Below are 26,339 nucleotides of genomic sequence, written 5' to 3' on the forward strand. Positions count from 1 at the left end.
TTCCTTGGATGTTTGTCATGCCGCTTCGGGCAGAAGCCAGGCATGCTGGGGCTGCCAGTTCAACGTCAGTTCCTTGCCCGGCGTCAGGTCGAGTGCATCGATCTCGTGCTGTTGCTTCTGGACGCGGAATTCCTTGCCTTTCACGTCGAAGAAGATCGTCTGGGTTGATCCCACGAATTCGATGCCGATGACACTGCCTGTCACGCCTTCTCCCGCCGTGCCGCCTGTTGAGGACAGGCTGATGCGATCGGCTGCGATGACGAAGCTCGCCTTGTCCTGCTCGGCACCATTTGTCTTCGTCGGCACCGTGAACGTCCCAAGCGGACCGTCGATCCGCACTTTGCCTTCGTCATGTCCAGACACTTTCCCGCTGACAATGTTGTTCATGCCCATGAATTCAGCCACGAAAGCGTTGGCAGGTTCGCGGTAGACGTCCTGTGGTCGGCCGATCTGCTGTATCGCCCCATCGTTCATCAGCACGATCCGGTCAGCCAGAGCGAAGGCTTCCGACTGTGCATGTGTCACGTAGACGAAGGTGATGCCGAGTTCCTTGTGGAGGCGGGAGAGTTCGGTCTGCATCCGGACCCGGAGATGGGCATCGAGCGCGCTGAGTGGCTCATCGAGCAGGAGGATCGAAGGCTGCGTCACTAGCGACCGTGCTATTGCCACGCGCTGGCGCTGCCCGCCGGACAGTTGAGCGATGTTGCGCTCAGCCATACTGCCCAGCCCGAGACGTTCGAGCCATTCCATCGCCCGTCTGCGCCGTTCCTGCTTGCCGATTTTCTTCATCCGAAGTGGAAACTCCACGTTCTCGACAACGGAGAGAAACGGAAACAGAGCCAGGCTCTGCCAGACCATCGGCGTGTCCCTCTGGAACGCCGGGATGCCGCGCATGCTTTGCCCACCGATCCGGATGTCGCCGCCGGTCGGCTGGTCCAGTCCTGCCAGGAGCCGAAGGGTCGTGGACTTGCCGCAGCCCGATGGCCCCATCAGGGCGATGAACTCGCCGCCTTGGATCTCAAGGTTGATTGCCTTCACCGCGTGGTGGGTTGCGTAGCGTTTGTCGAGGTTTTCCAAGGTCACGAATGCATTCGACATGTCTTCTGCCTTTCAGGGATTGGAGGAAGCGGTCTTGCCTGCACGAACGCCTATGAAGCGTTGCGCCACAAGGACAAGAACGATGCTGATGATGAGGACGATGGTGCCGATGGCATTGATCTTCGGGTTCACCTGCCCCTGAAGGAGGTTGAGGATGCGCACCGGCAGCGTCTCGTTGACGCCGCCGACGAACCAGGCGATCAGGAACTCGTCGAAGGAGACGGCAGCCGAGAGGAAGAACGACGCGATCAGAGACGGTTTGCAAAATGGCAGGACGACCGTGAAGAGTGTTGCAAACGGTGACGCGCCGAGATTCCAGGCGGCGGGCTCCAGGTCCCGAGAAAACTCGCCAAGGCGAAGCCGGATAATTGCCATGGCAAAGGACGTGGCGATGGCGACGTGGCAGGCGATGATGGCTTCGACGCTGCCGAACAGGCCGATGCGCGACAGGAATGCCAACATTGCCATCCCCATGATGCTGACGGGAACGGCTGGCGGGATAGCGACGAGGAGCCCGAACAAGGTCTTTCCGCGAAACATGTAACGGTAGTCGATGTAGGCGGCAGCAAAGCCGAGAACGGTGGCGATGACCGCAGTCCCGAAGCCGACAATCAGGCTGTTGAGGAAGGCGTCGCGGATCATGCTGTCGGCGAGGACTGCCTGGTGCCATTGCAGGCTGAAACCTCCCCAAGGGATCGTCGGAAAGCGATTGGCATCGAACGAGAAGACCGCGATGACCAACATCGGGGTTGCGATAAAGAGAGCAATTGCCCCGATCAGGCCGAATTGCAGAAAGCGCGACAGGCGGGTGATGAGCGGCTGGGACATCAATGGCCTCCCTTCCGGGTTCGGCGGTCGTGGCCGAGGAAGCCCGCTGCCAGGAATACAAGCGCCAGGATCGCCAGCATGGTGACACCGATGACGGAAGCGCGTGGCCACTGCGACCCCGACTTGACAGTATCGACGATCAGGATGGAGAGTGTCGGCGGCTTGCTGCCGGTCATGAACAACGGACTGATATAATCGCCGAACGACATCAGGAAGGCCGTCGATCCCGCCAGGAAGATCGCATTGCGGATCGAGGGAAGCAGGACATGCAGGATGACCTTGCTGCGGCGGCAACCGAGGTTCTCGGACGCCTCGACCAGCGTGCGATCAACGCCGGAGAAGGCCAGAACCAGGATCAGGATCGCCACAGGAAGGGTCAGCGTCAGCAAGCCGACCTGAAGCGAGAACTGACCGCCCAGCAAAGGCAATCCGGTCAATCCGGCACGCTTGACGATGCTGTTGATGACCCCGTCGGGGCTCAAGACGATCTGCCATGCATAGATGCGCAACATGTAGCTTGAGAAGACCGGTACAATGAGAAACGTGACCGCAAGATCACGCATTTTCTGGGTGAGCCGGAAGGCGATGGTGTAGGCGGCGGGAAGCGCGATCACCAGCGTCAGAACAGTGCAGGTTACAGCAACTTCGCCGGTGTAGACCAAGGCCCTCTGGAAAGGGGTGGAGAACAATATTCGCGACCAGTTATCCAGCGAGAAGTCGGGCTCCAGCCGGAAAGACCTGACGCGCCAGAAAGTGACGACGATCAGGAAGATCAGCGGGGCTGCGAAGAACACGATCTGCCAAAGCAGAACGGGAAGCCCCAGAATGGCAGGCATGGTTGCAGGCGACGCGGCGGTGCGGGCACGGAATGAACCGCGCCCGGCCCCCTGGCCAGCCTTCAGCATTGATGCATCGATGTCTGTCATCCCAGGTTCTCCAGGTTAGAGCCTTTCCGATCAGAGGCTCTTGAATTCGCTCCACACGTCATTCCAGTCCTCAATGGACTGTTCCGATGGCAACTGGCGGAACTGGATTTTCTTGGCCTTGTATTCATCCATGACGTTCGGCTGATCGAGCTTCATGCGCAGGATTTCGGCATCCCTCGGCATCGTCTCGTTGAGGAGCTTCCAGCCGGCGATTGACGGGATCGACTTCTTGTTGTCGACCTTGGTCGCCATCTTCACCTGGCCCTGCGGGGAGGTGGTGTACTGGATGAACTTGCGGGCAAGGTCCTTCTTGGGCGTGCCCTTGACGATGGAAAGCGACTCCGTCCACTGCAGACCACCTTCCTCCGGAATGATCGTGTCGACCGGCACGCCGTTCAGCCGCAGGCCAAGCGTGATCCACTCGCCAATACCCGGAACAAGCTGGGCTTGTCCGTTGGTCATGGAGGAGAAGATGTCGGCAATGGTGTAGAAACCCGAAGCCTGCGGTTTCAGCGTGAAGAGCTTCTCCTTGACGGCTTCAAACTTCTCTTCCGAGATGTCGAACGGCGGAAGGTTGCCGTTGGAGAGACTGATCGAACCCATGGAAGGCAGATACCAGTCAAAGAAACCGACCTTGCCCTTTGCCTTCTCGCTCCACATGGCAGCGTAAGACTTGACCTCTTCGGGCCTGAACGTGTTCGTATTGTAGGACAGACCGAGATAGCCGAAGTCGGTCATGACACCGTAGAGCTTGCCATCAAACCAATGCAGCGGGAATTTCTGAAACTCCGGCCAGAAATCCTTGATCGGGTAATCGTCCGGATCGAGCGGTTCGATGAAATCAGATGCATGCAGCAAGTGCATGTACTCGGCATCAGCTAGCACGACATCGAAGGAGCCGGGAGGCGATTGATTGATGACGGCGAGCATCTGGTCGCCGCCGACGTATTCCTTGATCCGAACCTTTACGTTGTTCTCTTTCTCGAAGTCGGCAATCAGATAGGGATCGGCATTGCCGGGCCAGGACAGGTAGTTGAGAACATTCGGATCGTCTGCGTAGGCGCTGGACCATTGATTAGCAGCAGCAAAGGCGACGCCTGCAGCGCCAGCCTTCAGGAAGCCGCGTCGGCTGATGTCGCGTGACATGAAAGATGGGATGCGCATTTTCTGTTCCCTTCAGGCTTGGTTAAATCGTATGCATTAAGTGCGTGCGATATCAACTATGCAAAGGGCATGCCAGTTTTCGACTTATGTGAAAAGGTATCGTTTTCAATGTTTTGTGTTGAGAGGTCGTATCCCAACATTTGACCTGCTGTGCAAACTTCTGGCACGAACTCAACTTCGTGACTATTTTGCATGCAATTAAAGTGACAGATCGCATGCGATTACCTAGCCGCAGCCGGCCTCGTTGTCTGTTGGACAGGGAAACGCCAACGTCTCGATTTGCCGCTTTGCGGCCCCGGCCAACTGAGCGGACTACGTCCCGAGAGCATTCTTCAGCGCCTCGACGACGACGCGGACGGAGGGGACGTCCGTGATATCCGAATGGACAACCAGCCAGACCTCTCTTGTCAAAGGCCGTTCGGTCTCAATGCGCTGGAGACCGCTTGACCCCACGACCGCGAAATCGGGGAGCATGACGACACCTGCGCCAAGGCTTGCGGTTGCGGCCTGAAACTCCAGAACGGATGACCTCACGGCGATCGGCCGGCCGGCGGCGAGTTCGATCAGCCGCAGCTGTTGCGGTGAGGTGTTCATGGTTTCGTCGTAACCGATGAAGGTCCAGTCCGACGGTGGAACCGTTTCGAGATAGGTCTTTGATGCGTAGAGATGGAAGCTTGTCTCGCCGAGCTTGACGATAGAGTAATCGCCATCCTCCGGACGCGACATTCGCACGGCGATATCCGCCTCTCGTCTGTTCAGGGACGCGAGGCGTTTTTCTCCGACAAGCGTGATCTCAACACCGGGATGGTCTCGCCTGACGGCCGCGATCGGCTTTGCGAGCAGCACACTTGAGAGAGCGGGAGGCGCGCTGATCCTGACATGGCCACGCAATTCCGTGGCGCTGCTGCGGCCAAGCTGCTCGATTGCCGCAGTCTGCGCTGCGACGAGAGCTGCATGCCTGGCAACCTGCTCTCCGTCCGAGGTCAAAACGATGCGCCGTCCGCGGCGGTCGACCAGCTTGCGTCCCAGACTGGCTTCAAGCGACGAAACGCGCCGACTGATCGTCGCGTGTTCGACGCCGAGCTGCTTTGCGGCACCAAGCAACGTTCCGGACTGCGCGAGCGCCAGGAAATGCCGAAGGTCGTCCCAGTCGAGCTTTGTGAATTCTCTCCCAATCATTGTGAAGTAATAGGGAATTTTCACACATCACGCCATCGCCTAATTTGTGCCGATGAAGGAGCACGAGAGATGACCAACCAAATCGTATGGCTGAATGCCCCAGGTGACGTCACCCAGTTCCATGTTGAGGAGCATCACCGTTGTGAGCCTCCCTGTCATGGCGAGATAAAGATCCGCCATGAGGCGATCGGAACCAACTTTCTCGACGTCTATCACCGAAAGGGCCTCTACCCGATGCCTTCCTACCCCTCGGTGATCGGTGCCGAGGCGGCGGGCATCGTCGACGACGTCGGTCCCGGCGTCTCCATGTTCCAGAAGGGTGACCGCGTTGCCTATGCCGGGCCGCCGGTTGGAGCCTATCGCTCCACCAGGAATATTGTCGCCGAAAGGGCGATCAAGCTTCCCGATGCCGTTTCGGCGAAAACGGCAGCGAGTTCGCTGCTCAAAGGCATGACCGCCTACATGCTGTTGAAAAAGACCTATGATGTGCGCGCAGGAACCCAGGTTCTGATCCATGCGGCCGCGGGCGGGCTCGGGAGCATCCTCGTTCGTTGGGCCAGATCGCTCGATGCCACGGTGATCGGGACGGTTGGCTCTTCGGAAAAGGCCGCACTCGCCGCATCTTATGGGGCCGATCACCTTATTGTTGGACGAGGCGCCGATATCGTCGCCGAAGTGAAGCGGCTCACGAACGGGCTTGGTGTCGACGTCGCCTATGACGGCATCGGCGGCGACACGCTTCTCAAAAGCATACGCTCTGTCCGCCCATTCGGCATGGCTGTCACCATCGGCCAGGCCGCCGGTGCTATCCCACCGGTGCCTGTCGAGGAACTTCGCCCGGGCAAGGCGCTCTGCCATCCGAGCATCATGGCCTGGTGTGCTGACATCGGACAGTATCGCGAGGCTGCTCTCGCCGCAGTCGGCGCAATGGAAACAGGGATCGTTTCGCAGATCGGTGCCGAATATCGTCTGGCCGATGTTGCCAAGGCGCACGAAGAGATGGAATCCGGACGCTCGGCCGGCAGTATCCTGCTGATACCTTGATCGTCAGCGTCCGTTATTTCGGCTTACGGAGATCGAGAGATCCAGTCGGAATAGGAACCACACTGGCAAGTCGTTGGCCTACCACCGTACCGATTGTGGCAACCCCGGACGTATTCCTGGATGCCGGCTCGATCTGGCGAAGAAACAGTCCGCTATCATCTGCAAGAGATCCGATTGTAATCATCGGTTCATCGTCGACGAAAAGTATCAATCCAATGCCGGATCCAACCTTATCCTCCACCCTGCATGGCAGGGCTCGCAGTACGGTCTCCGCGTTTGTCGAAAACAGGGATTTCACAAGCCCGCCAAGCGCTTCGACCTTATTGACGAACGGCCGCACGACAAGCGTGACCGCTTCTTCTTCAGATAGAGTGAGTTCGACGGAAAACTGAGCCGGCGCAGAACCGGTTGGCAGGCAAGCACTATAAAGCTGAAAAATCGCGGCGCGGGCGAAATTCAAGCGTGTATCATGGGATTCGGCTTCGACGATTGATTGGAGAAAGCGTGAAGAGTTCACTGCCGAAATCCCTCTTTCGAATCGGGATAGCCCGATGATGAGTCAATATACGATACCGCTTCTGCGAGCGAGCCATCCGCATTATTCATATTACCAACTGCCGACCTTCGAAAATCTCCAGTTTGTCCCCAGTATCCTGGATATACCGCGAATATTTGGCGAAGCTAGAGACCCAGTTTAGATCGCAACAAAATATGGAAGCATTTAGGTCAATACTCTGACGTGTTGAGATCGCTATCACTCGTCCGTTCGCGCAACCATCCCGGTTCGCGGGCGCGCTTCCGATCGTCGTGTCACGCGTGTTTTCGTCTTGAAATCGGTTTCCGCCTTCGAGCTATATGCCACATGTTGTTGGCAGCCATCAAATCGAATGGCAACACCCGGTGCCGTAACCGATCCATCGCTCGAGACGACTAAAGCGCGTCGCGATCTTTCAGATTCGCTCCTCGCGCTTTAGGTCTTTGTTTTTACGCATGCCGTTGTCGCAAAACCGCTGCACACTTTTGCGCGACATGCTTTAATGCTGAACGGCGGAATGGCTCCGGTGGCCCCTGATTATTGAAGCTTGAGGGCGGCGTCGCGCAGAGCCTGCCAAGCAGGGCTTCCATCGTTATGGATGTCGAATTTGTCGTAGTCGTCCTGGGGATAGAGGCCCGAGTCCTGGGTGCTGGTGAGCCGCCAGACCACCCAGCCTCCGCAATCCGAGGTGGCGATCGTGTTCAGCCACGTTCCATAGGCGTTTGCCTGATCGGCATCGGATCGCGGAATTCCAAACTCCTCCAGGATCACCGGTTTTCCGATATTTCGTCCGATCGCGCAGTATTCGCGAATGCGGGCATCGAAATCGGAATGGCTCATTTTGACGTAGGATGGGTAGCCATGCCACGTGCCGAAATCGACGCTCGGAATGTTCATATCCGCCAACTTCTGATCCATGTTCCCATGGCCCGTCGTTACCAGCTGTTTCGGTGCCAGGGATTTGACGTAGGCTGACATTTCCGACACCCACTCATGAAGAAGCGGTTTGGGATGGATGTCAGGTTCGTTGGCCAGATCCCAGGCAAATATGGTGGGGTCATCGGAATAGCGGACACCGGTAATCGTGTTGACGCGCGACAGAACATGCCGAACCCATGCCTTGTAATCGCGCCGGGTTCGCGGATCAGCGGCAAAAAAAGTGTATTTATCCGAACTCCCGTACCAGGCGTTCATCTGCTGGGCACCGCCCGTGTAGGCCCAGAAATCGACGAATGCGAGGATCAGCTTGAGCTTGCGCTTCGCCGCTTCCGCGATGAGGTAGTCGACCTTTTGCAGGCCGTCAGGTCCGTCGTTGGGAACCATCTTGTTGGTTATCGGATCCCAACTCATCATATAGATGCCCTTGGTTCCCAGATTGCTGGAATCGGCCGTGCTTTTTGAATTCCAGATCGTCGGTACCCGGCCGTCCAGCGACCCTATAACCGGTTGCAGGAAGGTGCGCACCACATTGGCACCCATTGCCGTGGCATCGTCCAACACGCGGGTGACCTCGCCTGACGAGCCAAATGTCAGATAATGGTTGTTTACGCCGGCCACGCGAAATGGCTTGCCGTCCAGCATGAAGCCCCCCTCTTTCGTCGTGACGAAAGATTGTTGCGCAGATGACTGCGCGTCCGCAGATCCGACTTGAGCAGAGCAAAAAAGCGCCAGCGCCATAGCGCCGACAGCGAAATTCCGGAAATGGTGAACACGTCTCATGCGAAGACACTCCCTTTCAAGCCCGTGACGCAATTCCGATTTGGTCTGTCTCGTCGAGGGAATTGCCGTATGTCGAGACACCGACAGCCGCTGATGGCGCGATGGTGGACTGCGTCGCAGTGTGCCGTGTGGCCCAATACAATGCCGGGCACAGAAGCAGGCCTTCCAGCGAAACAGCAATGACCCAGAAGTTGGCTGTACCGGCGATCCCGAATTGCGCACCACCGACGGCGGCCGCGATCTCCAGCACCGCACCGCCGGTCAGAACGAGCGTAGCAAAACCCAGGCGCCGTCGGACACGTTGAACCGCCAAATAATGATACTTCAATGCCATTCCGAAGGCGGCAACGCCAAGAAACTGGAGGCCATTTCCTGCAATCACGGCATAGGTCGGATTGAATATCCAGAGCATGAAGCGCGACAGGAACAGGAACGCCAAGGCGGTCGCCGCGCAGGCCAGCATCGACAAGCCGAGCGACAGGCGCAGGCGCGCAGGAAATAGCTCCGGCTCCCGCAAAGCGATGGCAAACAACACCGAGGCGAGTGACGCAGGGACGAGAAGCGCGACGTTCAGCACCGTCCAGGCGGCATAGAAGGCGGCGTTAATCTCAGCGGACAGCATCACCGTGACGACGAAGGGCAGCAGCAGCGCCGGCGCCTGAACAGCCATGCTGAGCGTATGATGGCCGAAAACCTGTCCGAGCACCGGGCGGAAGGCGTGGATGTCCGGCCGGTGGAAAACGCGCCTGCCGGCATAAACAAGAAGCCCGGCCACGACGACCAGCGAGACAAGCTGCCCGGTAAACCAGGTGGTGAAGATCGCCAATTCGCTGCTTGCGCGGCCAAGTGTCAGGCCGAGAGCGATCAGTAGAAGAAGCTTGCTGGCGGCGAAGACAACATTTCGGGCCAGTTGAAGGCCGCTGCGCAGAAGGCCGACCAGGGCCTGGTCGAGCACGAGGGTCACGGCCGTCAGAGCGCAACCAGCGATGAAGAAGAGATCGGTGACGGAGGAACCGACGATCGAGCCAAGCTGCGTCGATGTCCAGGCAGCGATAACAAGATAGATCAGCCCCACGACGATGGAGGCGCTGAACGAGGCCAGGAGGGCGCCCGTCAGAAAGGGGCCTGCTCTTTTCTGACGGCCTATCTCGCCCATCAGGAAGGGCCCGAGACCGACTTCACCGAGATTCGCGAGGAGATTCATCAACGATATGGCGGCGGCGGCGAGCCCAACAGCCTCGGCCGAGAAGGAACGCGCCGCGAACCACCAGTAGACGAAGCCGAGAATGGCCGTCATCAAGGTTCCAAGCCCCAACATGCCTGCATTGAGGAGCAGGACCGCCTGATTCATCAGGAGGCTGCGGACCTTGGTCATGGCGGCGCTGAGGGTCAACATGCCTATTCCACCGGTTCGAGCGCGCGAGCAGGAACGGAGGTGAACGGTCGCGTAAGCGCAGCGCGGGTCCTGCCGAGAGCGAAGCCGGCCGCAGTGGCCGCCAGGCCGGCGCCCAGCGCGACGCCGCGAAGAAGGCCGCTCGGCTGGCCAAGCAACATATCAGCGAATCCCCGCATAACCCCTTGCGGCAACGTCCTCGTCATATAGGTCTTTTCCGACGCCAGCGCCTCGCCGGAGCCTGCGATCAACGATAGGCTGGCCTTTGAAAGCCCCTCGGCCCAGCAGCGGTGGAGGAAATATTTCCACGTCGCGCGATCGGCGGGTATGGCGTGATCGCTGCCGCTCGATGGCTCGAAGACGAAACGGCCATGTGGCAAGGCCTTGGTTGCACGGATGCAGAGTTCGGTTTCCTCGCATCCGAGCGGCAAAGCCTTGGCCGTTCGGCCCAAGCCGGAATCGAAGCCGCCGGCATGATCGAAGACGTCGCGGCGGATGCACATGGACGCGCCGATGAGGTTGCGCACCGGCCCCGGATGAAGGCCGCGATAGGTGCAGCCGAGGGTCCACAGGAATTCGTCGGGAAACCAGGACGGACGGTCTGTTTCCCACAACGGCCGGATAGCGGAAACGGCGCCCAGAACGGAGGGATCCTCCAGTTGCCGCCCCAAGGTCGCCAGCAAATCTTGATCCGACACAGCGTCGTCGTCGAGAAACAGGATGACCTCGCCGCGGCTGACTGAAATCCCGGTGTTGCGGGCACCGGAGAGGCCGGGCGGATGAATATTCTCGACGATCCTGACCGGGGTTTCGAAGCACTTGGCGCGCAGACGCAGCGCCAGTGCCGGATTGTGATCGACGATGACGACGATCTCGTCCGCGGCCGGGACCTGGCGCGCTGCCGCCGCGATTGCTTTGTTGAGAATGTCCCAACGCTTGTCGGAATAACAGCAGATGACGATTGCCGTCGTAAGCTTGCCGGGCACGGGGTGCTGGAAATTATCCATTTTTCGTCTCCGGAGCGAACTGAAGGGTTATTCCGGTCGGTGCCGCGGACTGGAGCGTGTCGATGGTCATCCAGACCTTGCGGTAGATCGTTCCCCTGTCGCCGCCCTTGTAGAGCCAGGCTTCCAGCCGTGCGGGTGGGCGCGTTTTTGTGGGTACGGAGAATTCGAAGGTTTGGCCGGAGGAAGGCGCCAGTTCAAAGGTTGGCATCTTTCCAATCAACGTGCCGCCCAGAACAAGGTCAAAACTGTAAAGCGTTTTGGCGTCTTCCGAATTGCGCACGCCGACCGTTACCACATTGTTCGTCCAGTTCCATTTGGGCACCATCCAAAGCTCGGTGAACTGAAACGGCTTGCGTTCAAGCGCGACCGGGCGCGCCACGAGGACGGAACTCGCCGCCAAGATCATGGAAACTGCGAAGATCGCAAAACGGCGGCCGGGCCAAGCCCAGCGAATGGCTGGAACCGGCCTTGCGAGCCGCAAAACGACATTCAGCCACCGAACGGCGATAGTCGTCAGGCCCAGCGCGTATACCCAGCCTCGCGCATCGAGATGCCCAGCGACATGCAGCAGAAGCCCCAAAAAAATGCAGATCGCGAAGCTCAGGAACACCGCGAACGTCCCTCTCGTGACCACATCGCCCTCGATGCGCAGGGTGTCCACCAGCATGCGGCCCGGGAAATACAGTATCAGCGGCGCGCAGAGCGCCAGACGGACTGCCTTCTCCCAGGTCGAAAAGGTTTCGGGCAGCCACGTTACGGCCAACGCAGCGGCAAGAACCCACAGCGGAATGATTCCCAGAAAGACACGGCGGGCCATCATCGGGGACGAGCTCCTGCATTCGCCCATGCCGTCGCGCCGATGATCTGAGCGGCGCCCGGGTTCACCTTCACGAGCTTCTGGCGGATCACGTTCGGGTCGAAGGACTTCTGGACGAGATGGACGATCTTGCTGTCCAGCCGGCTCAGCGTGAGGCCGAGGCGGCTATGGATCTGCGTCAGATAGGCCCCGCGCGCATCGCGCATCGTCGGCGACTGGTGCATCACATCGAGCAGAAAGACGGAGTAGAGTGTCCATTCTCCGAACCGTGTCTGGTCTTTTGACGCACTCAGACCCTTGAGCAGCTCGACGTAGGGTTTTGAGCCGTATTTCGACGTGATGTAGTCATTCAGCGCCATGAGCCATTCGCGCTTGAAGCAGAAGAAATCGTTGATGAAATCGACGTAGCGAAAAGACCGGGCCGGCTCGACGCCGAGGATCTTTGCAACATTGCGCAACCGTTTCTTCTCGAAACGGTAGTGCAGATCGGGAAGCCTGTGGCTGGAATAATAGAGAACCGGGTCGCGCCGGTCGATCAGATCGGTCGTCGCGATGGGCCGCAGCAGCAGTGTATCCGCACCGAGATTGCAGAAATGCTCGGTGCGGCAGAATTCGAAAGCGCGCAGCTTGATGATCTGTTGCCGAAACCAGCCGGGAAGCTCCAGTTCGCTGGCCGAAAGCCAGTCGTTGTCGCCGGTGACGGCAGCGCCAGGCACGAGACCCTTCGCGTCGAGGAAGGCTCTTAAAGCCGCCGGGTTGTCGGTGACCATGGTTAGGTTTCCCTTGTCGGGGAAATGCTGCTGGTAGGAGCGAAGGGACGCTTCGAGCAAATATTCGATGTCCCGCGAATGGACGCACATGAAAGCGTCGATACGGCTATCGATCATCGCAAATCTCCGTCTGGTCGTCCCAGGGATTGCACCGGCTCTCCGGTCCGCCTAGGAGGGGCGGCGGGCTGCCGTGTTTTCCCGAGCCGCCCGACATCGAAAATGACCATGAAGCCGTTGTCGAAGGTGCGGTCGACATCGGGCTCGGAATTGAACTTGAGCAACGACGACGCCTGGAGGGGGACCGTGTGGTTTCGGTCCTGCGCGCCGCCGTCGAAATAGACGCCGACGCCGGGCAGGCCGGTGGTCATGCGCAGATCGACCATGACGAAACCGACGCCCGAGTCGATCAGCAGCTTGCGTTCCATCGGGCCGAGATCGCCAGCGGTGATGGCCATACCTGTATCCTGCCCGCTCTCAAGCGTGGTCGAGACCTTTTGCCGGCCGTAGGTGGACAGGAGCAGGCGATTGATCCGGTCGGTTGCGAAATGCTGCTCGCCGCCCAGCCATTCCCTGGTCCATTTTGCAGCGCTGATCCCCATCGGTTCTATCGACGAGGAGTCGGCCGAAACCTCATAGCCGGCCGGAACCAGGATACGTGGCCCCTCGGAGCTGATGACGCCAGCGATCAGCACCGTCGTTGCGGCGGCGGCAAGCGCCGTTGCGCGCAGCCAGCCACGCGAGGCGCCGTGCCAGAACGCCGCGACGGCCACCGCGACGACAATTGCGACGCCGAGGAAGGATAGCGAGCCGATGCGGTTGCCGATCTCCCACCCACTGCGCGTCAGGCGGAAGATGATACTGACGGGATAGGCCAGCGTCACCAAAACGAGGATCTCGAGAAGGCTTGAGCGCCATAGGCGCCATCTGGTCGGCGGCCAGAGGATACTCGCATTCCGGTGCTGCCCGTTGAAAACGAGCGAGCGGAGAAAACCGGTGAGAAGTCCGAGACAGATCAGCGCGACACCCGCCATCGTCAGGTAACGTTGCCAAGCAGGCGCCAGGGCTCCCGTGTCCGACACGAAAAGCTTACGCGTCGAGGTCGAACTCGATACGAGTTGCACGACCTCGTGTATGCCGCCCGCCAGTACGGGAAGGATGTAGCTGCCGGTGGGGTTCCCGACGATCTTCGACCAGGCGACCGGAGCAATCACGGCGATCGAGGCCAGCAGGATCGCCTGCCGCCTCTGCATAGCGGAAGCGCCCTGCCTCAGGCATTCCATCACCGCCGTGCCGCACAAAAGGGCCGTGCAAAAATAGGAGGTGAGATGATGAGTAGCTGCGAGCGCCACGATCAGGACCATGGTGGCGACGAACGTCGGCCAGCCTGCCGTATGCCCTCGCTCCAGGCGTCGGCTTTCCGAAGCCAGCAGCACCGCCGCAAGCATGGGGATCGCCAGGCTTTCATAGGAGTAGTGGACGTCGAACAGCAAAAACGTGGACGAGCCCATGTAGATCAGGCAGGCGATGGAGGCGATCCGTGCCGAGCCCGTGATCTTCTCAAAGAGCAGGAATAGCGTGAGCATCAGCATCATCCGTGCCGCCGCCAACACGATGAGGCCTGCCGCGAAAACGGACAGTCCGGACAGGTTGACCAAGGCGGACGTTATGAGCTCTAGCCCGGGATAGAGGGGGCTGACCGGCAAAAGCGGATTGGGCAGGAACAGTCGCCCCGCCTCCAGAATGTCGTTCACCGTCGCCCAGTGCAGGAATTCGTCATGATCTATGAAGGCGACGGGCGCGCGGATGAGGCGTACTACGAAGAGGGCTGAGGTCACGATGACGATGAGCGCCAACCGCTCCAGGCGGCTGGCCCCCGGATGGATGATTCGCGCCGCAGCGGGAAGAAAGATCGCAGCGATGGCGCAATAGAACGTGGGAACCGCCCAGCCCTCTCCCAGCCGACTGGCATTTGCAGCAAGAGCGGCCACAATAAGGGCGCAACTGCACAGGAAGGCAAAGACCGGCGACATCCCCAGCGACGAAGGATCGGCAACGCCCCCGACCGCGCTGTCCTGCCTGCGCAGGCCCAGAAATGCGGCGATCCACAGATCGATGCGTGGAATAGAAACCCTTACCGTACAGCCATGACGACAAGCTCCGTCCTGGTAGGCCTTCTGCTGGTCTGGAGACGTCCGCCCCTCAACAACGGTCATCGTGCTTCAAATCTCCAAGCAGTGCCTGACCGGTTCGCAGTTCAGGCTGCGGATGCGAAAGTACGCGTCTGTACACCAGCAGCAGCCGGTCCGTGCAATCGTCCCAGTCCGGCAAGCTCGTCTCAACCGAGATCGGCCCCGCCTCCATGGCGGCGAGCATTTCACGCGCGGTGAAGTCTGGCGAAGCGTTGAGCGGAATGGATCGCACGAGGCCCTCCTCAGCCAGCTCCCGAAAGCCGGATGTGTCGGTGGTCAGTACGGGAGCCTTGACCGAAAGCGCCTCCATAACCGCCACGGGATGAGCTTCATAATCGCTGAGGAGCACGACAAGTGCGGCCGAAGACAAAAGATCGGCCATTGCGGACCGGTCGGTCGGCGGAATTGCCCCGATCTCGACACGGTTGCCGAGCCCGAGCTCGGCCACCTGCTGACGCAGCTTCGCCTCATAGGGCCCCTCTCCCAGGATCCGAAGGCGCATATCGGGGAATTTCGTTGCCAGCACATTAAATGCAGCAAGCGCCCGATGATGACCTTTGTAGCGCTCCAGCCTGCCGAGCGAGACAATCAGCGGCCTGTCGTGAGGTGAAGCCGGTCGCCGCCCGGACTTTTCCGGCAGGCGCGCGCCATTGGGGATAACGATGAACCGGTCTCTCGCGATTGCCATGTTGTGGCTGAATAGATCCGCTTCGAACCGCGACACGCCAATGAGTTGTGCTGCTCTGGCGGCCAGAGGCGCAAGCATTCTATGTTGGAAGCGCCGGATCGAGGACCGAAATCGTGACGAATGGCCACCACTGTGAAAGGTGACCACGAAAGGAAGCCCCTTCCGCGATGCGGCCGTCATTCCCAGCGGTGCCAGGAAGGTGTGGTAGCCCTGAACATGCATCAGGTCCCAGTCACCTTCGGCGATCGCCCTGAAGACGCCGGGAGCGAAGCACCAATCCCGCCCACGGGGAAAGGTCTTCAGCCTGACAATCTGCACGCCGTCTCGGCATTCCGCTGCCGGAAGAAGGCCGTCGGGATTGCCCGTCAAGACCGTCACCGCATGCCCCTTGCGCACGAGCCGGGTTGCGACCTCGCTTACATGGGTTTCCGTTCCTCCGGCAAAAGGCAGGTATCTCGCGCTGAGCATCAAAATGCGCATCATGCGGCCTCGCCCATTAAATCCGGACCTCAGGACATGCCCTGCTCGAGGACTTGGACGCCCGTCGGCGTACTGACGCGTTCTCGGAAGATCGTCTTCAGCACGCGCCAGCCGTCCGGAAGGGCACGCAGATTGCTGACGCCGTAGATACGCTCCGATTCAAAGCTCGCGACTTCCATGATTTTGAGCTTGTTCTTCAGGGCCCGCAAATTGATTAGCGTCTCAATTTCGAAGCCGTCGCAATCGGCACGCAGCAAGGGAACATGCCGTTTCCAAAAGCCCATGTAGCCGTAGCACAAATCGCTGAAAGAGCTGCCATAGAGCATCCGGACCAGGAGGGTCAGGCCGAGATTGCCGAAACGGCGGATGACCGTCATGTCGCTGGTGCCGCCACCCTGCATAAAGCGAGAACCCTTGACGAAATCCGCACCTGCAACAAGAGCCGCGACGAACAAGATGATTTCGTAGGGATCCATCGAACCGTCAGCATCAAGCATCACGATCATATCACCCGATGCGGCTTCGAAGCCGGTCCGCAATGCGATGCCTTTGCCCTTCTTGGGCTGGAGTACGATCTTGACATCGTCGCGCATGCTTCGCGCTATGTCAGGCGTTCCGTCTGTCGATCGCCCATCGACGATGATGATTTCATGCACCCAGGTCGGTATGCGGGGCAAAAGCAGCTTAATGTTTTCCGCTTCGTTCAAGGTTGGAATGACGAGCGAGGTCCTGGGCAAATTGAACATCGGACCCTGGACCGGCATTGAGGAATGCGAGGATTCTAAAGCTTCGATTGTAGACATAAGCTCTCCATGGCGTTTTGGACCGCGTGACAAATCGCAAATCGACGATGCCCCTGAGCTCTTTGGCCGAGAGGAGGACTAATCTCTCCCCGTCGGGAGGAGTATGCGGCTAAGTCTCAATGTACTTTGATCAGATCGCCAGGCTGTAAGACCGTTTCTTCGGTCGCAGGTTCGACGATGACACCATTCGGTCCAGGCCGAACGATTTCGAATTCAACATCGGCGGTATCCTTCGACGATACCATGGACCGGAAGATTTCAAGATCGCTCTCGGTCGTCTTCAACGCCGTGGATAGGCCTCTTTCGGCATCCGCTGCTGACTTTTCGAGCTCGATCTTGCGTTCGATACGATCGCGCTCGACGTCCTGTTTCGCTGCCGCCAACCGTTGCTTTGCGCTCTCGACATCGATGACGGCCTGCTGCTTTCGATCTTCAGACTCAGTCAGTTCGCTTTGCGCCCGGGTCAACTCGATACTGGTGACAAGCTTGTTTTTGGCCAAATTCTCGATACTTGCCAGCCGATCCTGACGGACCCGAATTGTGGCATCATAATTGCCGACGCGTGCCTGACGCAGATCGAGATCTGCCTGGGCATCGGTAACAGATTTTGCGTAAGCACTGCTCTGCGCATCCTTGCTCGTTGTTACCAATTGGCGCTGCCATGTCTCATCATCCAACAACTGTTGTGCATCGGGATCGGGACCAAGAACAGGTGTGCCAATACTGGCAATTTGCACGGAATCGCGCTTCGCCCTCAGCACCTCGGTTCGCGACGCAAGCCGCTTCAGATCGGCCAGCCCAGCCTTCAACCGCTCGATCTGGCGTGTAATCTCCACACTCTGCCATGGCTCGATAGTCTTCGCCGTCATGCCACCCGCTTGCGCAACGGCATGCAGAACAGTCATGCCATCAACATATTGAAACGAGCCTGGGTTACGAACCGGGCCGGTAATATAAATCGGCTGGTGCTCGATCCTGACGACGTCGACGAACCCCTTTCTGCCGACCAGACTTTCGTACGAAGGAAGAATTATCGCCTCCACATCCGCCGGAGGAAGCCCTCGAACCGGGAAGCGTCCCAAAAGCGGAAGCGAAATGGTTCCGTCCGCTTCAACGACGTATTCGCCAGTGAGCTCGGGGCGCTGGTAAAAGTTCCAGGGAACCGTGCCCCGTGAGCCCGTCCAGCGATCTTCTACAGAGGCCAAGCTTTCGTAAAATGCGAGATTCAATTTATCGCCTGAGCGAAGACCATCACGCAGCGATTGAGGCTGCCGGGCCGAAGTCTCGCCAGAGGTCACAACCGGGGCCGAACCTGTGGACGCAGGTAAATCTTCCGCTGCTGAGGTCAATGGAACAATTGCTGCAAACACCATGCACAGTATTGTTTGATGTAGGCGAGAACCGATTCTCGACCTATATTGAGGCATCGCTGGCGATATTATCTTCGAAAGCTTCATGTTTCGAATTTCCGCTTTGAAAGCGCTGAACGCTCTCTGATCTCTTTAAGGTTAACATAATATTAATCATATTCAATAGTACTTACCAATGATTAATACATCTGCCGGACAGGCCGAGAGTCTGCGTTGAAAAGAAATCAATAAAAGTAATATCTTGCGTCGACTGGGCAGCACTTCGAAACCTTTGGCCTTATCGGTTTATTTGACGATCTGCAGGGTGAACTTGCGTCTTTGCCATGCAGCTCTCAGCATTAGTCCATCAGAGCCGCCATCGGCGAAGAGATGTCTGAACCAACGCCGGCATTTGAGAAGTGGTTTCAAGAACGGCACTTGCGCCGTCGCGATGGATGGCGAACCGATTTGTATCCGGGCCCAGCCGGGACGCCATTTATCCAGAAAATGGCATTACGTTATGCATTTCAGATATCTACAGCCCCAGAACCTGTTACGATAGGGTGCCCGCCATCGAGGTGGGCTCTCGGCACAGGCCGACCGCTCTCCCGCAAAAACGACGCTTGGCACCGCAGTCGGCGTCGGTGACAGGGAAAGGTTTAAAGCTCTATGTCTGCAGATGAAAAGCCACTGATCGCGATTGCCGGTGCAACGAGCAAACAGGGGCGCAGCGTCGCCGCGGCACTCCTAGAGAGCCAACGTTTCCGGGTGCGTGCTTTCACCCGGAAAAAGGATTCGCCTGAAGCTTTGCATCTGGAGAAACGCGGCGCTGAAATCGTAATCGTCCCTCTCCAACTTGGCCGTCAAAAGGACCTCGTCGCCGCCTTCAAAGGCGCGGATGGCGCATTTCTGATGACGCCTCCGATCGCCCCGCCGGAGATAATCGAGGCTCCTCTCGGCCGGCAACTCGCGGACGCCGCCGTGGAGGCCGGCGTCGGGCATATTGTTTTCAGCACGCTTGAGAATGTCGACAAGATCACCAATGGGACGAAATATGCACCGCACTTTACCGACAAGGCGCGCGTTGCAGACCATATTCGCGGCCTGCCAATCTCTCATTCCTTCGTCATGCTGGCGTTCTTCTACACCAATCTTCTCGAATATTATGTGCCGCGCATGGAGGGCGATACGCTCCTCCTGCCGATTTATCTTCCTGAAGATTTCCGCGCGCCGTTTGTCGATCCGCTGACGGCGGCCGGGCCGGTCGTCCTCGAAATCTTCTCAAATCCCGAGCGCTACAACGGCAAAACGCTGCCGATCGTTGGCGACATCATTTCTCCGCGCGAGATGGTCGAAACGTTTCAGCATGTGACCGGGCTCAAGGCCGCGTATCGAAACGCTTTCTCCAGGGACGGCCTGCTGCACTATTTTCCAGAGTTTGCCGCCAACGAACTTCTTGTTCGAGAGCTTCTGGGGATGGTCGAATATGCTGTCGACCATGGCTATTTCGGCAAGGAGCACGACCTCGAATGGAGCCGTCGCCTGAACCCCGACACGCTCAATTGGGAACACTATCTCAGGACGACGGGGTGGCGTGGCGATAAGCGGTCTTTCGGACTTTGAAGCATGTCGCGCAAATGTGTGCAGCGGTTTTGCGATAACGACATGCTTGAAAACAAGGGCTTACGATGGCCGAATTCCCGGCAATTTGGAAACCTCGGCGACAAGAAAGTCGACGAGAAGCCGAACGCGGGCAATGGCGGCACGCTCTGGAACGATCAGCAAGCTCACCGGAACCGGTAAAGGACGATAGTCGCCAAGCACGACCTCGAGCTGGCCGTCGTCCAGAAGATCGTGGACCAACCAGAGATGTGCAGGACCAATGCCGCGTCCGGCGGCAAAGGCTTCGCGCGCCGCAAGCCCGTGATCGACGCGCAGCTTGCCACTGACCGGGATCATCAGGCTTGCGCGATCGGGAGAGGACAGAACGAGCTGGTCGCTGCCGGCCACATTGGACATCACCACGGTTTCGCAACGTGACAGATCGGCTGGGCGCTCCGGCCGTCCGTGGGAGGACAAATAGGTCGGAGCGCCCACCAGCAACCGATGGCTTTCTCCGAGCGCATGAAGTTTCATCGCGCTGTCGGCGAGAGGCCCAAGACGGAGTGCGACGTCAACGCCTTCGCGAACCAGGTCGATGCGCTCATCGGTCAGGTTGAGGTCGACCCGGATGTCAGGATGCCTGTCCTGGAAATCAAAGATCAGGCGGGTGATGTGCATCACGCCGAGCGCTGCCGTACAGGAAAGCCGAACAGCGCCAGCGGGGGCCTGGCGGGCATCTCTCGCTTCTTCAGCAGCCTGTTCGACCAGGCGTAATATCTGCAGGCAGTTCGTATAATAGCGGCTGCCTTCGTCGGTAAGGGTTACGCGTCGCGTGGTTCGGCTGAGAAGCGGTACGCCGACAGCCTCTTCAAGTTCATTGAGGTGCCGCGTCACGGTGGATTGACCGATACCAAGCTCTCTAGCGACCATCGACAGGTTGCCGCGTTCGGCGACGCGGACAAAGGTGCGCATTCTGTCCAGAGACAGTCCCGCACTATCCATTTTTCAGCACAGTGATCCTCATTCATTCCATATAGGGAATAATCTCGGCTGTGCCTAGTTCAAGCAGATCGGCCGGATTGATCCGGCCGATCGCTGTTCATCCGAATTTGACGAGGTTGAGAACAGGCAACGGCCCGCCGGGGAATTGCGCGAGCTTGCCGCCGATCGAAATCGGCCCGAGATCGATGCCGGCAAAGCCCAGTTTGGAGATCAGCGCACCCACTTCGGCCTTCGATGACGCATCGTCACCGGAGTAAAAGAGCACGCGGCTACCGCCCTCGGCGCGGGGATCGGCTGAAACCAGATGCGCCTGGAGATGGTTGAACGCCTTTACGACGCGAGCACCGGGCACCAGGCCGGCGAAGACCTCCGTCGACAAACGACCGTTCAACTCGGCCGGTTTGAACAGCGGCCCTTCGATCGGATTGTTGGCGTCGATCACGATGCGGCCCGCCCAGTCGGGAAGACCCGCCAATGCCTCGGCAAGCTTCGACCAAGGGACGGCGACAAGGACGAGGTCGGCTTTCGCCGTCTCTTCGATCGTCCCCGCCGTAATGTGCGGCGACAGTTCCTCGATCAGGTTCTGCAATGTGTCGGGGCCGCGACTGTTCGAGATCGTGGCGGCGATGCCGTTGCGGGCAAGGGCTCGGGCGAAGGCGGAGCCGATATTGCCGGCGCCAATGATGCCGATGGTCATTGAAATTCTCCTTATTGGGAATGATGGTTTGGGAGGATGGTCAGGCGGTGAAGCCGCCGTCAGCGACGATATCGGCGCCGGTCACGAAGGCCGCTTCGGGGCCGGCGAGATAGGCGACGAGGCTGGCGATTTCATAGTCCTTGCCGTAGCGACCAACGGCCATGCCGGGGCCGACGATCTGCGAGACCGGGCCACCGTCCGGGTTCATGTCCGTGTCGGTCGGGCCCGGATGCACCGTGTTTACGGTGATGCCCTTCGGTCCTAGATCGCGCACGAGGCTGCGGTTGAAGCCAGCGACGGCACCCTTCGTCAGCGTATAGAGCGAGGCGGTCGGGAAGGCGGCATAGCGGACCATCGAAGAACCGATATGGATGATGCGGCCGCCCGCTTTCATGCGCCGCGCGGCTTCCTGAGTGCCGATGAAGACGCCCGTGACATTGACGGCGATCATCCTCTCATAGTCTTCGAATTTGATCTCGTCGATCGGGCCGCCGAGGGCGATGCCCGCATTGTTGACGAGGATGTCGAGCGAGCCGAATGTCTCTTCCGTCTTCGCGACTGCGGCCCGGACCGATTCCGGATTGCCTGAGTCTGCATGGATGGCGACGGCGCGGCCGCCGGCATCCTCGATTTGCTTTACGACCGCAGCGGCCTTGTCGGGCGATGCGCTATAGGTGATGGCGACGGCTGCGCCGTCGGCAGCAAGGCGTTTTGCGATTGCCGCGCCGATCGAGCGAGATCCGCCCGTGACGAGAGCCGCCTTTCCGGACAATTTCCGAGAAGTGTCGGGCATTGCGATAACTCCATTGTTTGGTTTCGATGGAGTGAATATCGCCTTGTTATTCCCCTGTGATTAGACGGTATTGCCTGTTATTAGTTTCAAGCATTCATTGAAAGTCATAGCTATGGAGACACTTGCAAACCTGGAATCCTTTGTGCGCAGCGCCGAGCTTGGGAGCTTCTCCTCGGCGGCACGGCGGCTCGGCATGACGCCAGCGGCGGTCAGCCGCAATGTCGCGGCACTTGAAGGCAACCTGAAACTCAGGCTGTTTCAACGAAGCACCCGAAGTCTGACGCTCACGGAAGCAGGCGAGCGTTTTCTGCATGCAATCCGTGACCATCTGGAAAACCTGCAGGGAGCGATCTCCGAGGCATCGAACGAACAGTCCGAACCATCCGGCGTGCTGAAACTCAGCATGAGCCCGACACTCGGCATAGGCTACATCCTTCCGCTATTGCCGGAGTTCATGCAGCGATATCCGATGATCCGGCCGGAATGGATGTTTGAAAACAGACAGGTCGATCTGATCGCCGAGGGCTATGATGCTGCGATCGGCGGGGGTTTCGAGTTGACGCCTGGTGTCATCGCCAGGCCATTGGCGCCTGCTCATATTATCCCCGTGGCATCGCCAGGATATATGGGCGACCGGGTTCCGCCTCATGATCCATCCGGCTTGCACGAACTCGACGGTATCGTCATGCGCTCGATGCGGACAGGTCGAATTCACCAGCGGCAGATGCGCAATCTTGCTGGAGATGAGCAGCATTCGGCCTTGAAAGAGAAGATCGTCGTCAACGATCCCGCGGCCATGCGATCCGCCGCACTTCTCGGCCTTGGTGTCGCGATGATCGCCAAGGCGGATGCTCTTGCCTATCTGGAGAGCGGCGCGCTGATCCGATTGATACCGGGGTGGTATGCCGATGCAGGCCCGATTTCGATCTATTATGCAAACCGCACCTTGCTGCCCTCCAAGACAAGGGTGTTCATCGACTTCCTGACGGAGGTTTTTCAACGTGAGCGGTGGCCGGAGCGATTTGCAGGAACACTGGGCTGATATCGATGTACCGGCTTACCGCGTCGAGCCGCGCGGGATGATGGAGAAGCCGCAATCGACCTTGTCTTCGCCGGGCGGCTCGTCGCGGACGGCGCGCAGCAGCATGTCGGCGACGCGATAGCCGATATCGTAGCGCGGTATGTGCACCGTCGTCAGCGACGGCTCGGTGAAGGCCGAAAATTCCAGATCGTTGAAGCCGCAGATGCCGAAATCCTGCGGCACGCGAATGCCGCGCACGCCGCATTCGATGAGGACGCCGAGCGCCAGATCGTCGCTTTGGGCAAAGACGGCATCGATATCCGGCACGCGCTGCAACAGGCGGGCAAACAATTCCCTGCCGAGGCCGGTGCTGCTTCCCTCATCTCCGCCAATGGCGAGATCAGGATCGAGACGGCCGGCTTCGCCCATCGCGGCCTCATAGCCTTCCTTCCGGCGACGCGAGCGAATATCCGTGCCGCGGCCGATGAAGCCGATCCTCTGATAACCCCTCGATAGCAGGAAGCGGGTGGGTTCGGCGCCGGCCGCATGATGATCGAGGCCGACGACCAGCCTTTCCGGCTCCTGGCTGAGATCGGTGATATGGGCGATCGGACAGGCGGCGTTTTCGATCAGCGGCAGAAGATCATGATAGGATTCGGCGCCCGCGATAATGACGCCGGCCGGCTTCTGCATCAGGAAGGATTTCAGTTGACCGGCCTCGCCGTCGGCATGGTGGAGCGTGTTGGAATACTGCACGCCGAATTCGGTGGCGCGCAAGCGATCCTCGATGCCGATCATCAGGCCGGCGAAGCCGTACTGGTGCAAAGCGGGCGTGATGACGCCGACAGTTCCGTTGTGGCGGCCGGCCAGCGCCCGGGCGGCAAGATTGGGGATGTACCCCATCTCGTCTACCGTGCGCAGGATGGTCTGGCGCAGATCCTCCGAGACGATTTCGGGATTGCGAAGCGCCCGCGAAATCGTAATGGGGCTGACCCCCACCTTCTTCGCCACATCGCTCAACTTCACCTGCGCACCGCGCCTGGCCTTCCGCCCCCGCTCCACTGCTGCCCTCATCGCCCCGTTATATCCAGCCCGCGCGACTCGTTTGCCCTCGATTCGCGGTCTTCACTTTCTGAAGAAGAAATAATTTAGAGTCTACTAACATTTTATATTTGCAACAGGATCCGGGAATATATCGTCCAGAAGGAGCAACAAGATCGTCTGTCGGCAAATTACGGACGCATGCGGCAAACGGATCACCGCCTCCAGGAATAAGTCCATTTATTTTCGAATGAAAACATCGCGGAGAACGCAAAGCGAGGCGCAATCAGGCCGGAATTTTTGCGAAGCTCCAACGCTGAGTGAGCAAAGATTAAATTCCGGTCATATCTTACAAATCGGCAATATAAACATGATCAAACTTTAATTTGTAAATCCGCTTGGCGGGATCATATGAATCCCGAGCGCCAATTCTTCTCTCCCCCGGTCGCCGCCCTTCGACGACTGCGCGTTCCCAAGAGGAATGGGCGCCAAACGCCATCCGACGCCAGGTCCCAGGACATGGAACCACGACGCCATCAAAAGCCAACGCTCTCGCAAGGGATCATCACCCAAGGGACCACCACCATGTCACACATCCTCCGCAACCATCGCACCGCAGCGCTCGTCGGGGCCGCCATCTTCGCCGGCGCAGCCTGCCTGCCCTTCGCCATCAACGCCTCCAATGCCGTTGCCGCGCCGTCGGATACCGGCGGTGTTCTCGCGCCCAGCGGCTCCTTCGCCTCCATCGTCGATGCCGACAAGCCTGCCGTCGTCACCATCACCACGACAATGAAGGCGACCGATGTCAGCGCCGACCAGCAGGAATCACCGATGGACGAGCAGTTCCGCCAGTTCTTCGAGGATCAGGGTATCCCGCTGCCGCGCCAGGCACCGCAAAAGCGGCCTTCGCAGCAGGCAATGGCGCTCGGCTCCGGCTTCATCATCAGCTCCGACGGGGTGATCGTCACCAACAACCATGTCATCGACAATGCCGTCGACATCAAGGTGACGCTCGACGACGGCACGGAACTGCCGGCCAAGCTGATCGGCACCGATCCGAAATCCGATGTCGCCGTGGTGAAGATAGAGGCGGGCAAGCCGCTGCAGACCATTGCCTGGGGCGATTCCGACAGGCTGAAGCTCGGCGACCAGATTCTGGCGATCGGCAACCCCTTCGGCATCGGCACCACGGTGACGGCAGGTATCGTCTCGGCGCGCGGCCGCGACCTGCACAGCGGCCCCTATGACGATTTCATCAAGATCGATGCGCCGATCAACCATGGCAATTCCGGCGGCCCGCTGGTCGACCGCAGCGGCAATGTCGTCGGCATCAACACCGCCATCTATTCGCCGAACGGCGGCAGCGTCGGTGTCGGTTTCGCCATTCCTTCCGATGAGGCCAAGGCGATCGTAGCCAAGCTGCAGAAGAACGGCTCGATCGATCACGGCTATCTCGGCGTGCAGATCCAGCCGGTCACCAAGGATGTCGCCGATGCGGTCGGCCTCGATAAGACCGGCGGCGCATTGGTTGCCGCCGTCACTGCCGATACGCCGGCCGCCCATGCCGGCCTGAAGCCCGGCGATATCGTCACTTCAGTCGGCGGTGAGACCGTCAAGACGCCGAAGGACCTGTCGCGCCTGGTCGCCGATCTTTCGCCGGGCGCCAAGGAAGCGCTCAGCGTCTGGCGCGACGGCAAGACGATCGATCTCAACGTCACCGTCGGCACCAATGAGGAAGGCCAGAAGCAGGCCGCGGCCGAAAGCCCCGCCGGCAAGGACGAGAGCAGCGGCCAGCCGAGCCTCGGCATCGGCCTTGCAGACCTGACACCCGACGTGCGCCAGCAGCTCAACCTGCCGCGCTCTGTCAACGGTGCGGTGGTCGCCAGTGTCAATCCGGACAAGTCGGCCGCGGCCGCCGGCATCCAATCCGGCGATGTCATCGTCTCGGTGAACGACAGACCGGTCCACAACACCCGCGACGTCAAGACGGCAATCGCCGATGCCGGCAAGGCCGGCCGCAAGTCGGTGCTGCTGCTCGTCGAACGCGGCGGCAACAAAACCTTCGTCGCCGTGCCGTTTGGGGCGGCCTGACGGTCGCCCGAGCTTTTGCCGGAAACAGGAAAGCCCGTCTGAGGCGGGCTTTTCGACGGACCGGAGCGGAAAGGCCCTGGAGCCAAGCACCGCTCAGTCAGCA

At 59.3% G+C, this 26,339-nt stretch carries 23 protein-coding genes and 1 pseudogene; 4 read left to right on the plus strand and 20 right to left on the minus strand.

From position 1 onward, the window contains the following. Positions 1-15: 15 nt before the first annotated feature. The 5 genes from A6U98_RS01660 to A6U98_RS01680 all read right to left on the minus strand — a co-directional run bounded on the left by A6U98_RS01660 (position 16) and on the right by A6U98_RS01680 (position 5,195). Positions 16-1,098 carry an ABC transporter ATP-binding protein gene (locus A6U98_RS01660; RefSeq protein WP_064647493.1) on the minus strand — a complete coding sequence of 361 codons (1,083 nt, stop codon included), beginning with the start codon at positions 1,096-1,098 and terminating at the stop codon, positions 16-18. Positions 1,099-1,110: 12 nt separating this feature from the next. After that, entirely contained in the window at positions 1,111-1,926 is an 816-nt protein-coding gene (locus A6U98_RS01665; protein WP_064647495.1) for an ABC transporter permease, read from the minus strand. Beyond that, the gene (locus A6U98_RS01670) at positions 1,926-2,852 is read right to left on the minus strand and encodes an ABC transporter permease (RefSeq protein WP_082933830.1); all 927 of its coding nucleotides are present in this window, start codon (positions 2,850-2,852) and stop codon (positions 1,926-1,928) included. The genes A6U98_RS01665 and A6U98_RS01670 overlap by 1 nt, the downstream gene beginning before the upstream one ends. A gap of 30 nt (positions 2,853-2,882) precedes the next feature. Continuing rightward, positions 2,883-4,016 (minus strand): spermidine/putrescine ABC transporter substrate-binding protein, encoded by a 1,134-nt coding sequence (locus A6U98_RS01675; RefSeq protein WP_064647497.1) that lies wholly within the window; start codon positions 4,014-4,016, stop codon positions 2,883-2,885. A 312-nt stretch (positions 4,017-4,328) separates the two neighbouring features. Then, a complete protein-coding gene (locus A6U98_RS01680; protein ID WP_064647499.1) occupies positions 4,329-5,195 on the minus strand; it encodes a LysR family transcriptional regulator in 867 nt (288 codons plus the stop codon). A gap of 69 nt (positions 5,196-5,264) precedes the next feature. Between A6U98_RS01680 and A6U98_RS01685 the strand changes: the two genes are divergently transcribed. Continuing rightward, positions 5,265-6,239, plus strand: coding sequence for a quinone oxidoreductase (locus tag A6U98_RS01685; protein ID WP_064647501.1), 975 nt, complete (start codon positions 5,265-5,267; stop codon positions 6,237-6,239). 13 nt (positions 6,240-6,252) lie between these two features. Here the strand turns inward: A6U98_RS01685 and A6U98_RS01690 are convergent, their stop codons facing one another. The 11 genes and pseudogenes from A6U98_RS01690 to A6U98_RS37460 form a co-directional block, all read right to left on the minus strand. Then, entirely contained in the window at positions 6,253-6,756 is a 504-nt protein-coding gene (locus A6U98_RS01690; RefSeq protein ID WP_064647503.1) for a hypothetical protein, read from the minus strand. Positions 6,757-7,311: 555 nt separating this feature from the next. Further along, positions 7,312-8,493 (minus strand): cellulase family glycosylhydrolase, encoded by a 1,182-nt coding sequence (locus A6U98_RS01695; RefSeq protein WP_064647505.1) that lies wholly within the window; start codon positions 8,491-8,493, stop codon positions 7,312-7,314. 16 nt (positions 8,494-8,509) lie between these two features. Then, positions 8,510-9,889, minus strand: coding sequence for a hypothetical protein (locus A6U98_RS01700; protein WP_064647507.1), 1,380 nt, complete (start codon positions 9,887-9,889; stop codon positions 8,510-8,512). 2 nt (positions 9,890-9,891) lie between these two features. After that, positions 9,892-10,893, minus strand: coding sequence for a glycosyltransferase (locus tag A6U98_RS01705; protein ID WP_064647509.1), 1,002 nt, complete (start codon positions 10,891-10,893; stop codon positions 9,892-9,894). Then, on the minus strand, positions 10,886-11,713 hold the full coding sequence (locus tag A6U98_RS01710) for a hypothetical protein (protein WP_064647511.1): 828 nt from the start codon (positions 11,711-11,713) through the stop codon (positions 10,886-10,888). Before A6U98_RS01710 ends, A6U98_RS01705 begins: the two co-directional genes overlap by 8 nt. After that, entirely contained in the window at positions 11,710-12,597 is an 888-nt protein-coding gene (locus A6U98_RS01715; RefSeq protein ID WP_064647513.1) for a DUF6492 family protein, read from the minus strand. Before A6U98_RS01715 ends, A6U98_RS01710 begins: the two co-directional genes overlap by 4 nt. After that, entirely contained in the window at positions 12,594-14,693 is a 2,100-nt protein-coding gene (locus tag A6U98_RS01720; RefSeq protein ID WP_064647515.1) for a hypothetical protein, read from the minus strand. The genes A6U98_RS01715 and A6U98_RS01720 overlap by 4 nt, the downstream gene beginning before the upstream one ends. Further along, on the minus strand, positions 14,680-15,840 hold the full coding sequence (locus A6U98_RS01725; protein WP_064647517.1) for a glycosyltransferase family 4 protein: 1,161 nt from the start codon (positions 15,838-15,840) through the stop codon (positions 14,680-14,682). Before A6U98_RS01725 ends, A6U98_RS01720 begins: the two co-directional genes overlap by 14 nt. Positions 15,841-15,866: 26 nt before the next feature. Further along, positions 15,867-16,640: a glycosyltransferase family 2 protein gene (locus A6U98_RS01730; protein WP_018241135.1), complete on the minus strand. Its 774-nt coding sequence runs from the start codon at positions 16,638-16,640 to the stop codon at positions 15,867-15,869. A gap of 116 nt (positions 16,641-16,756) precedes the next feature. Further along, on the minus strand, positions 16,757-18,013 hold the full coding sequence (locus tag A6U98_RS01735) for a polysaccharide biosynthesis/export family protein (protein ID WP_245304475.1): 1,257 nt from the start codon (positions 18,011-18,013) through the stop codon (positions 16,757-16,759). Positions 18,014-18,298: 285 nt separating this feature from the next. Beyond that, positions 18,299-18,440 (minus strand): annotated as a pseudogene (locus tag A6U98_RS37460) (IS5/IS1182 family transposase); the annotation flags it as partial. A 218-nt stretch (positions 18,441-18,658) separates the two neighbouring features. On the opposite strand from A6U98_RS37460, the gene A6U98_RS01740 reads away from it, so the two are divergent. Further along, positions 18,659-19,612: an NmrA/HSCARG family protein gene (locus tag A6U98_RS01740; protein WP_064647521.1), complete on the plus strand. Its 954-nt coding sequence runs from the start codon at positions 18,659-18,661 to the stop codon at positions 19,610-19,612. A 60-nt stretch (positions 19,613-19,672) separates the two neighbouring features. On the opposite strand, the gene A6U98_RS01745 is transcribed toward A6U98_RS01740, so the two are convergent. From A6U98_RS01745 to A6U98_RS01755, 3 genes are all read right to left on the minus strand, one after another. After that, positions 19,673-20,593 (minus strand): LysR family transcriptional regulator, encoded by a 921-nt coding sequence (locus A6U98_RS01745; RefSeq protein ID WP_064647524.1) that lies wholly within the window; start codon positions 20,591-20,593, stop codon positions 19,673-19,675. Positions 20,594-20,690: 97 nt separating this feature from the next. Next, complete coding sequence (locus A6U98_RS01750; protein WP_064647526.1) at positions 20,691-21,290, minus strand: NAD(P)-binding domain-containing protein; 600 nt, start codon at positions 21,288-21,290, stop codon at positions 20,691-20,693. 40 nt (positions 21,291-21,330) lie between these two features. Next, entirely contained in the window at positions 21,331-22,083 is a 753-nt protein-coding gene (locus tag A6U98_RS01755) for a 3-oxoacyl-ACP reductase family protein (protein ID WP_064647528.1), read from the minus strand. 112 nt (positions 22,084-22,195) lie between these two features. On the opposite strand from A6U98_RS01755, the gene A6U98_RS01760 reads away from it, so the two are divergent. Next, positions 22,196-23,125, plus strand: coding sequence for a LysR family transcriptional regulator (locus A6U98_RS01760; RefSeq protein WP_064647530.1), 930 nt, complete (start codon positions 22,196-22,198; stop codon positions 23,123-23,125). A gap of 15 nt (positions 23,126-23,140) precedes the next feature. On the opposite strand, the gene A6U98_RS01765 is transcribed toward A6U98_RS01760, so the two are convergent. Continuing rightward, positions 23,141-24,178 carry a LacI family DNA-binding transcriptional regulator gene (locus tag A6U98_RS01765; protein WP_064647532.1) on the minus strand — a complete coding sequence of 346 codons (1,038 nt, stop codon included), beginning with the start codon at positions 24,176-24,178 and terminating at the stop codon, positions 23,141-23,143. Between the two features lie 552 nt (positions 24,179-24,730). Between A6U98_RS01765 and A6U98_RS01770 the strand changes: the two genes are divergently transcribed. Continuing rightward, complete coding sequence (locus A6U98_RS01770) at positions 24,731-26,236, plus strand: DegQ family serine endoprotease (protein ID WP_064647534.1); 1,506 nt, start codon at positions 24,731-24,733, stop codon at positions 26,234-26,236. Positions 26,237-26,339: the final 103 nt, after the last annotated feature.

Source organism: Rhizobium sp. WYCCWR10014 (assembly GCF_001657485.1).
GTDB lineage: Bacteria > Pseudomonadota > Alphaproteobacteria > Rhizobiales > Rhizobiaceae > Rhizobium.

What these genes read in the sequence shown, in the direction of transcription:
- A6U98_RS01660 (WP_064647493.1), bottom strand. Translation starts at nt 1,098, where the DNA reads ATGTCGAATGCATTCGTGACCTTGGAAAACCTCGACAAACGCTACGCA.
- A6U98_RS01665 (WP_064647495.1), bottom strand. Translation starts at nt 1,926, where the DNA reads ATGTCCCAGCCGCTCATCACCCGCCTGTCGCGCTTTCTGCAATTCGGC.
- A6U98_RS01670 (WP_082933830.1), bottom strand. Translation starts at nt 2,852, where the DNA reads ATGACAGACATCGATGCATCAATGCTGAAGGCTGGCCAGGGGGCCGGG.
- A6U98_RS01675 (WP_064647497.1), bottom strand. Translation starts at nt 4,016, where the DNA reads ATGCGCATCCCATCTTTCATGTCACGCGACATCAGCCGACGCGGCTTC.
- A6U98_RS01680 (WP_064647499.1), bottom strand. Translation starts at nt 5,195, where the DNA reads ATGATTGGGAGAGAATTCACAAAGCTCGACTGGGACGACCTTCGGCAT.
- A6U98_RS01685 (WP_064647501.1), top strand. Translation starts at nt 5,265, where the DNA reads ATGACCAACCAAATCGTATGGCTGAATGCCCCAGGTGACGTCACCCAG.
- A6U98_RS01695 (WP_064647505.1), bottom strand. Translation starts at nt 8,493, where the DNA reads ATGAGACGTGTTCACCATTTCCGGAATTTCGCTGTCGGCGCTATGGCG.
- A6U98_RS01700 (WP_064647507.1), bottom strand. Translation starts at nt 9,889, where the DNA reads ATGTTGACCCTCAGCGCCGCCATGACCAAGGTCCGCAGCCTCCTGATG.
- A6U98_RS01705 (WP_064647509.1), bottom strand. Translation starts at nt 10,893, where the DNA reads ATGGATAATTTCCAGCACCCCGTGCCCGGCAAGCTTACGACGGCAATC.
- A6U98_RS01710 (WP_064647511.1), bottom strand. Translation starts at nt 11,713, where the DNA reads ATGATGGCCCGCCGTGTCTTTCTGGGAATCATTCCGCTGTGGGTTCTT.
- A6U98_RS01715 (WP_064647513.1), bottom strand. Translation starts at nt 12,597, where the DNA reads ATGATCGATAGCCGTATCGACGCTTTCATGTGCGTCCATTCGCGGGAC.
- A6U98_RS01720 (WP_064647515.1), bottom strand. Translation starts at nt 14,693, where the DNA reads ATGACCGTTGTTGAGGGGCGGACGTCTCCAGACCAGCAGAAGGCCTAC.
- A6U98_RS01725 (WP_064647517.1), bottom strand. Translation starts at nt 15,840, where the DNA reads ATGATGCGCATTTTGATGCTCAGCGCGAGATACCTGCCTTTTGCCGGA.
- A6U98_RS01730 (WP_018241135.1), bottom strand. Translation starts at nt 16,640, where the DNA reads ATGTCTACAATCGAAGCTTTAGAATCCTCGCATTCCTCAATGCCGGTC.
- A6U98_RS01735 (WP_245304475.1), bottom strand. Translation starts at nt 18,013, where the DNA reads ATGGTGTTTGCAGCAATTGTTCCATTGACCTCAGCAGCGGAAGATTTA.
- A6U98_RS01740 (WP_064647521.1), top strand. Translation starts at nt 18,659, where the DNA reads ATGTCTGCAGATGAAAAGCCACTGATCGCGATTGCCGGTGCAACGAGC.
- A6U98_RS01745 (WP_064647524.1), bottom strand. Translation starts at nt 20,593, where the DNA reads ATGGATAGTGCGGGACTGTCTCTGGACAGAATGCGCACCTTTGTCCGC.
- A6U98_RS01750 (WP_064647526.1), bottom strand. Translation starts at nt 21,290, where the DNA reads ATGACCATCGGCATCATTGGCGCCGGCAATATCGGCTCCGCCTTCGCC.
- A6U98_RS01755 (WP_064647528.1), bottom strand. Translation starts at nt 22,083, where the DNA reads ATGCCCGACACTTCTCGGAAATTGTCCGGAAAGGCGGCTCTCGTCACG.
- A6U98_RS01760 (WP_064647530.1), top strand. Translation starts at nt 22,196, where the DNA reads ATGGAGACACTTGCAAACCTGGAATCCTTTGTGCGCAGCGCCGAGCTT.
- A6U98_RS01765 (WP_064647532.1), bottom strand. Translation starts at nt 24,178, where the DNA reads ATGAGGGCAGCAGTGGAGCGGGGGCGGAAGGCCAGGCGCGGTGCGCAG.
- A6U98_RS01770 (WP_064647534.1), top strand. Translation starts at nt 24,731, where the DNA reads ATGTCACACATCCTCCGCAACCATCGCACCGCAGCGCTCGTCGGGGCC.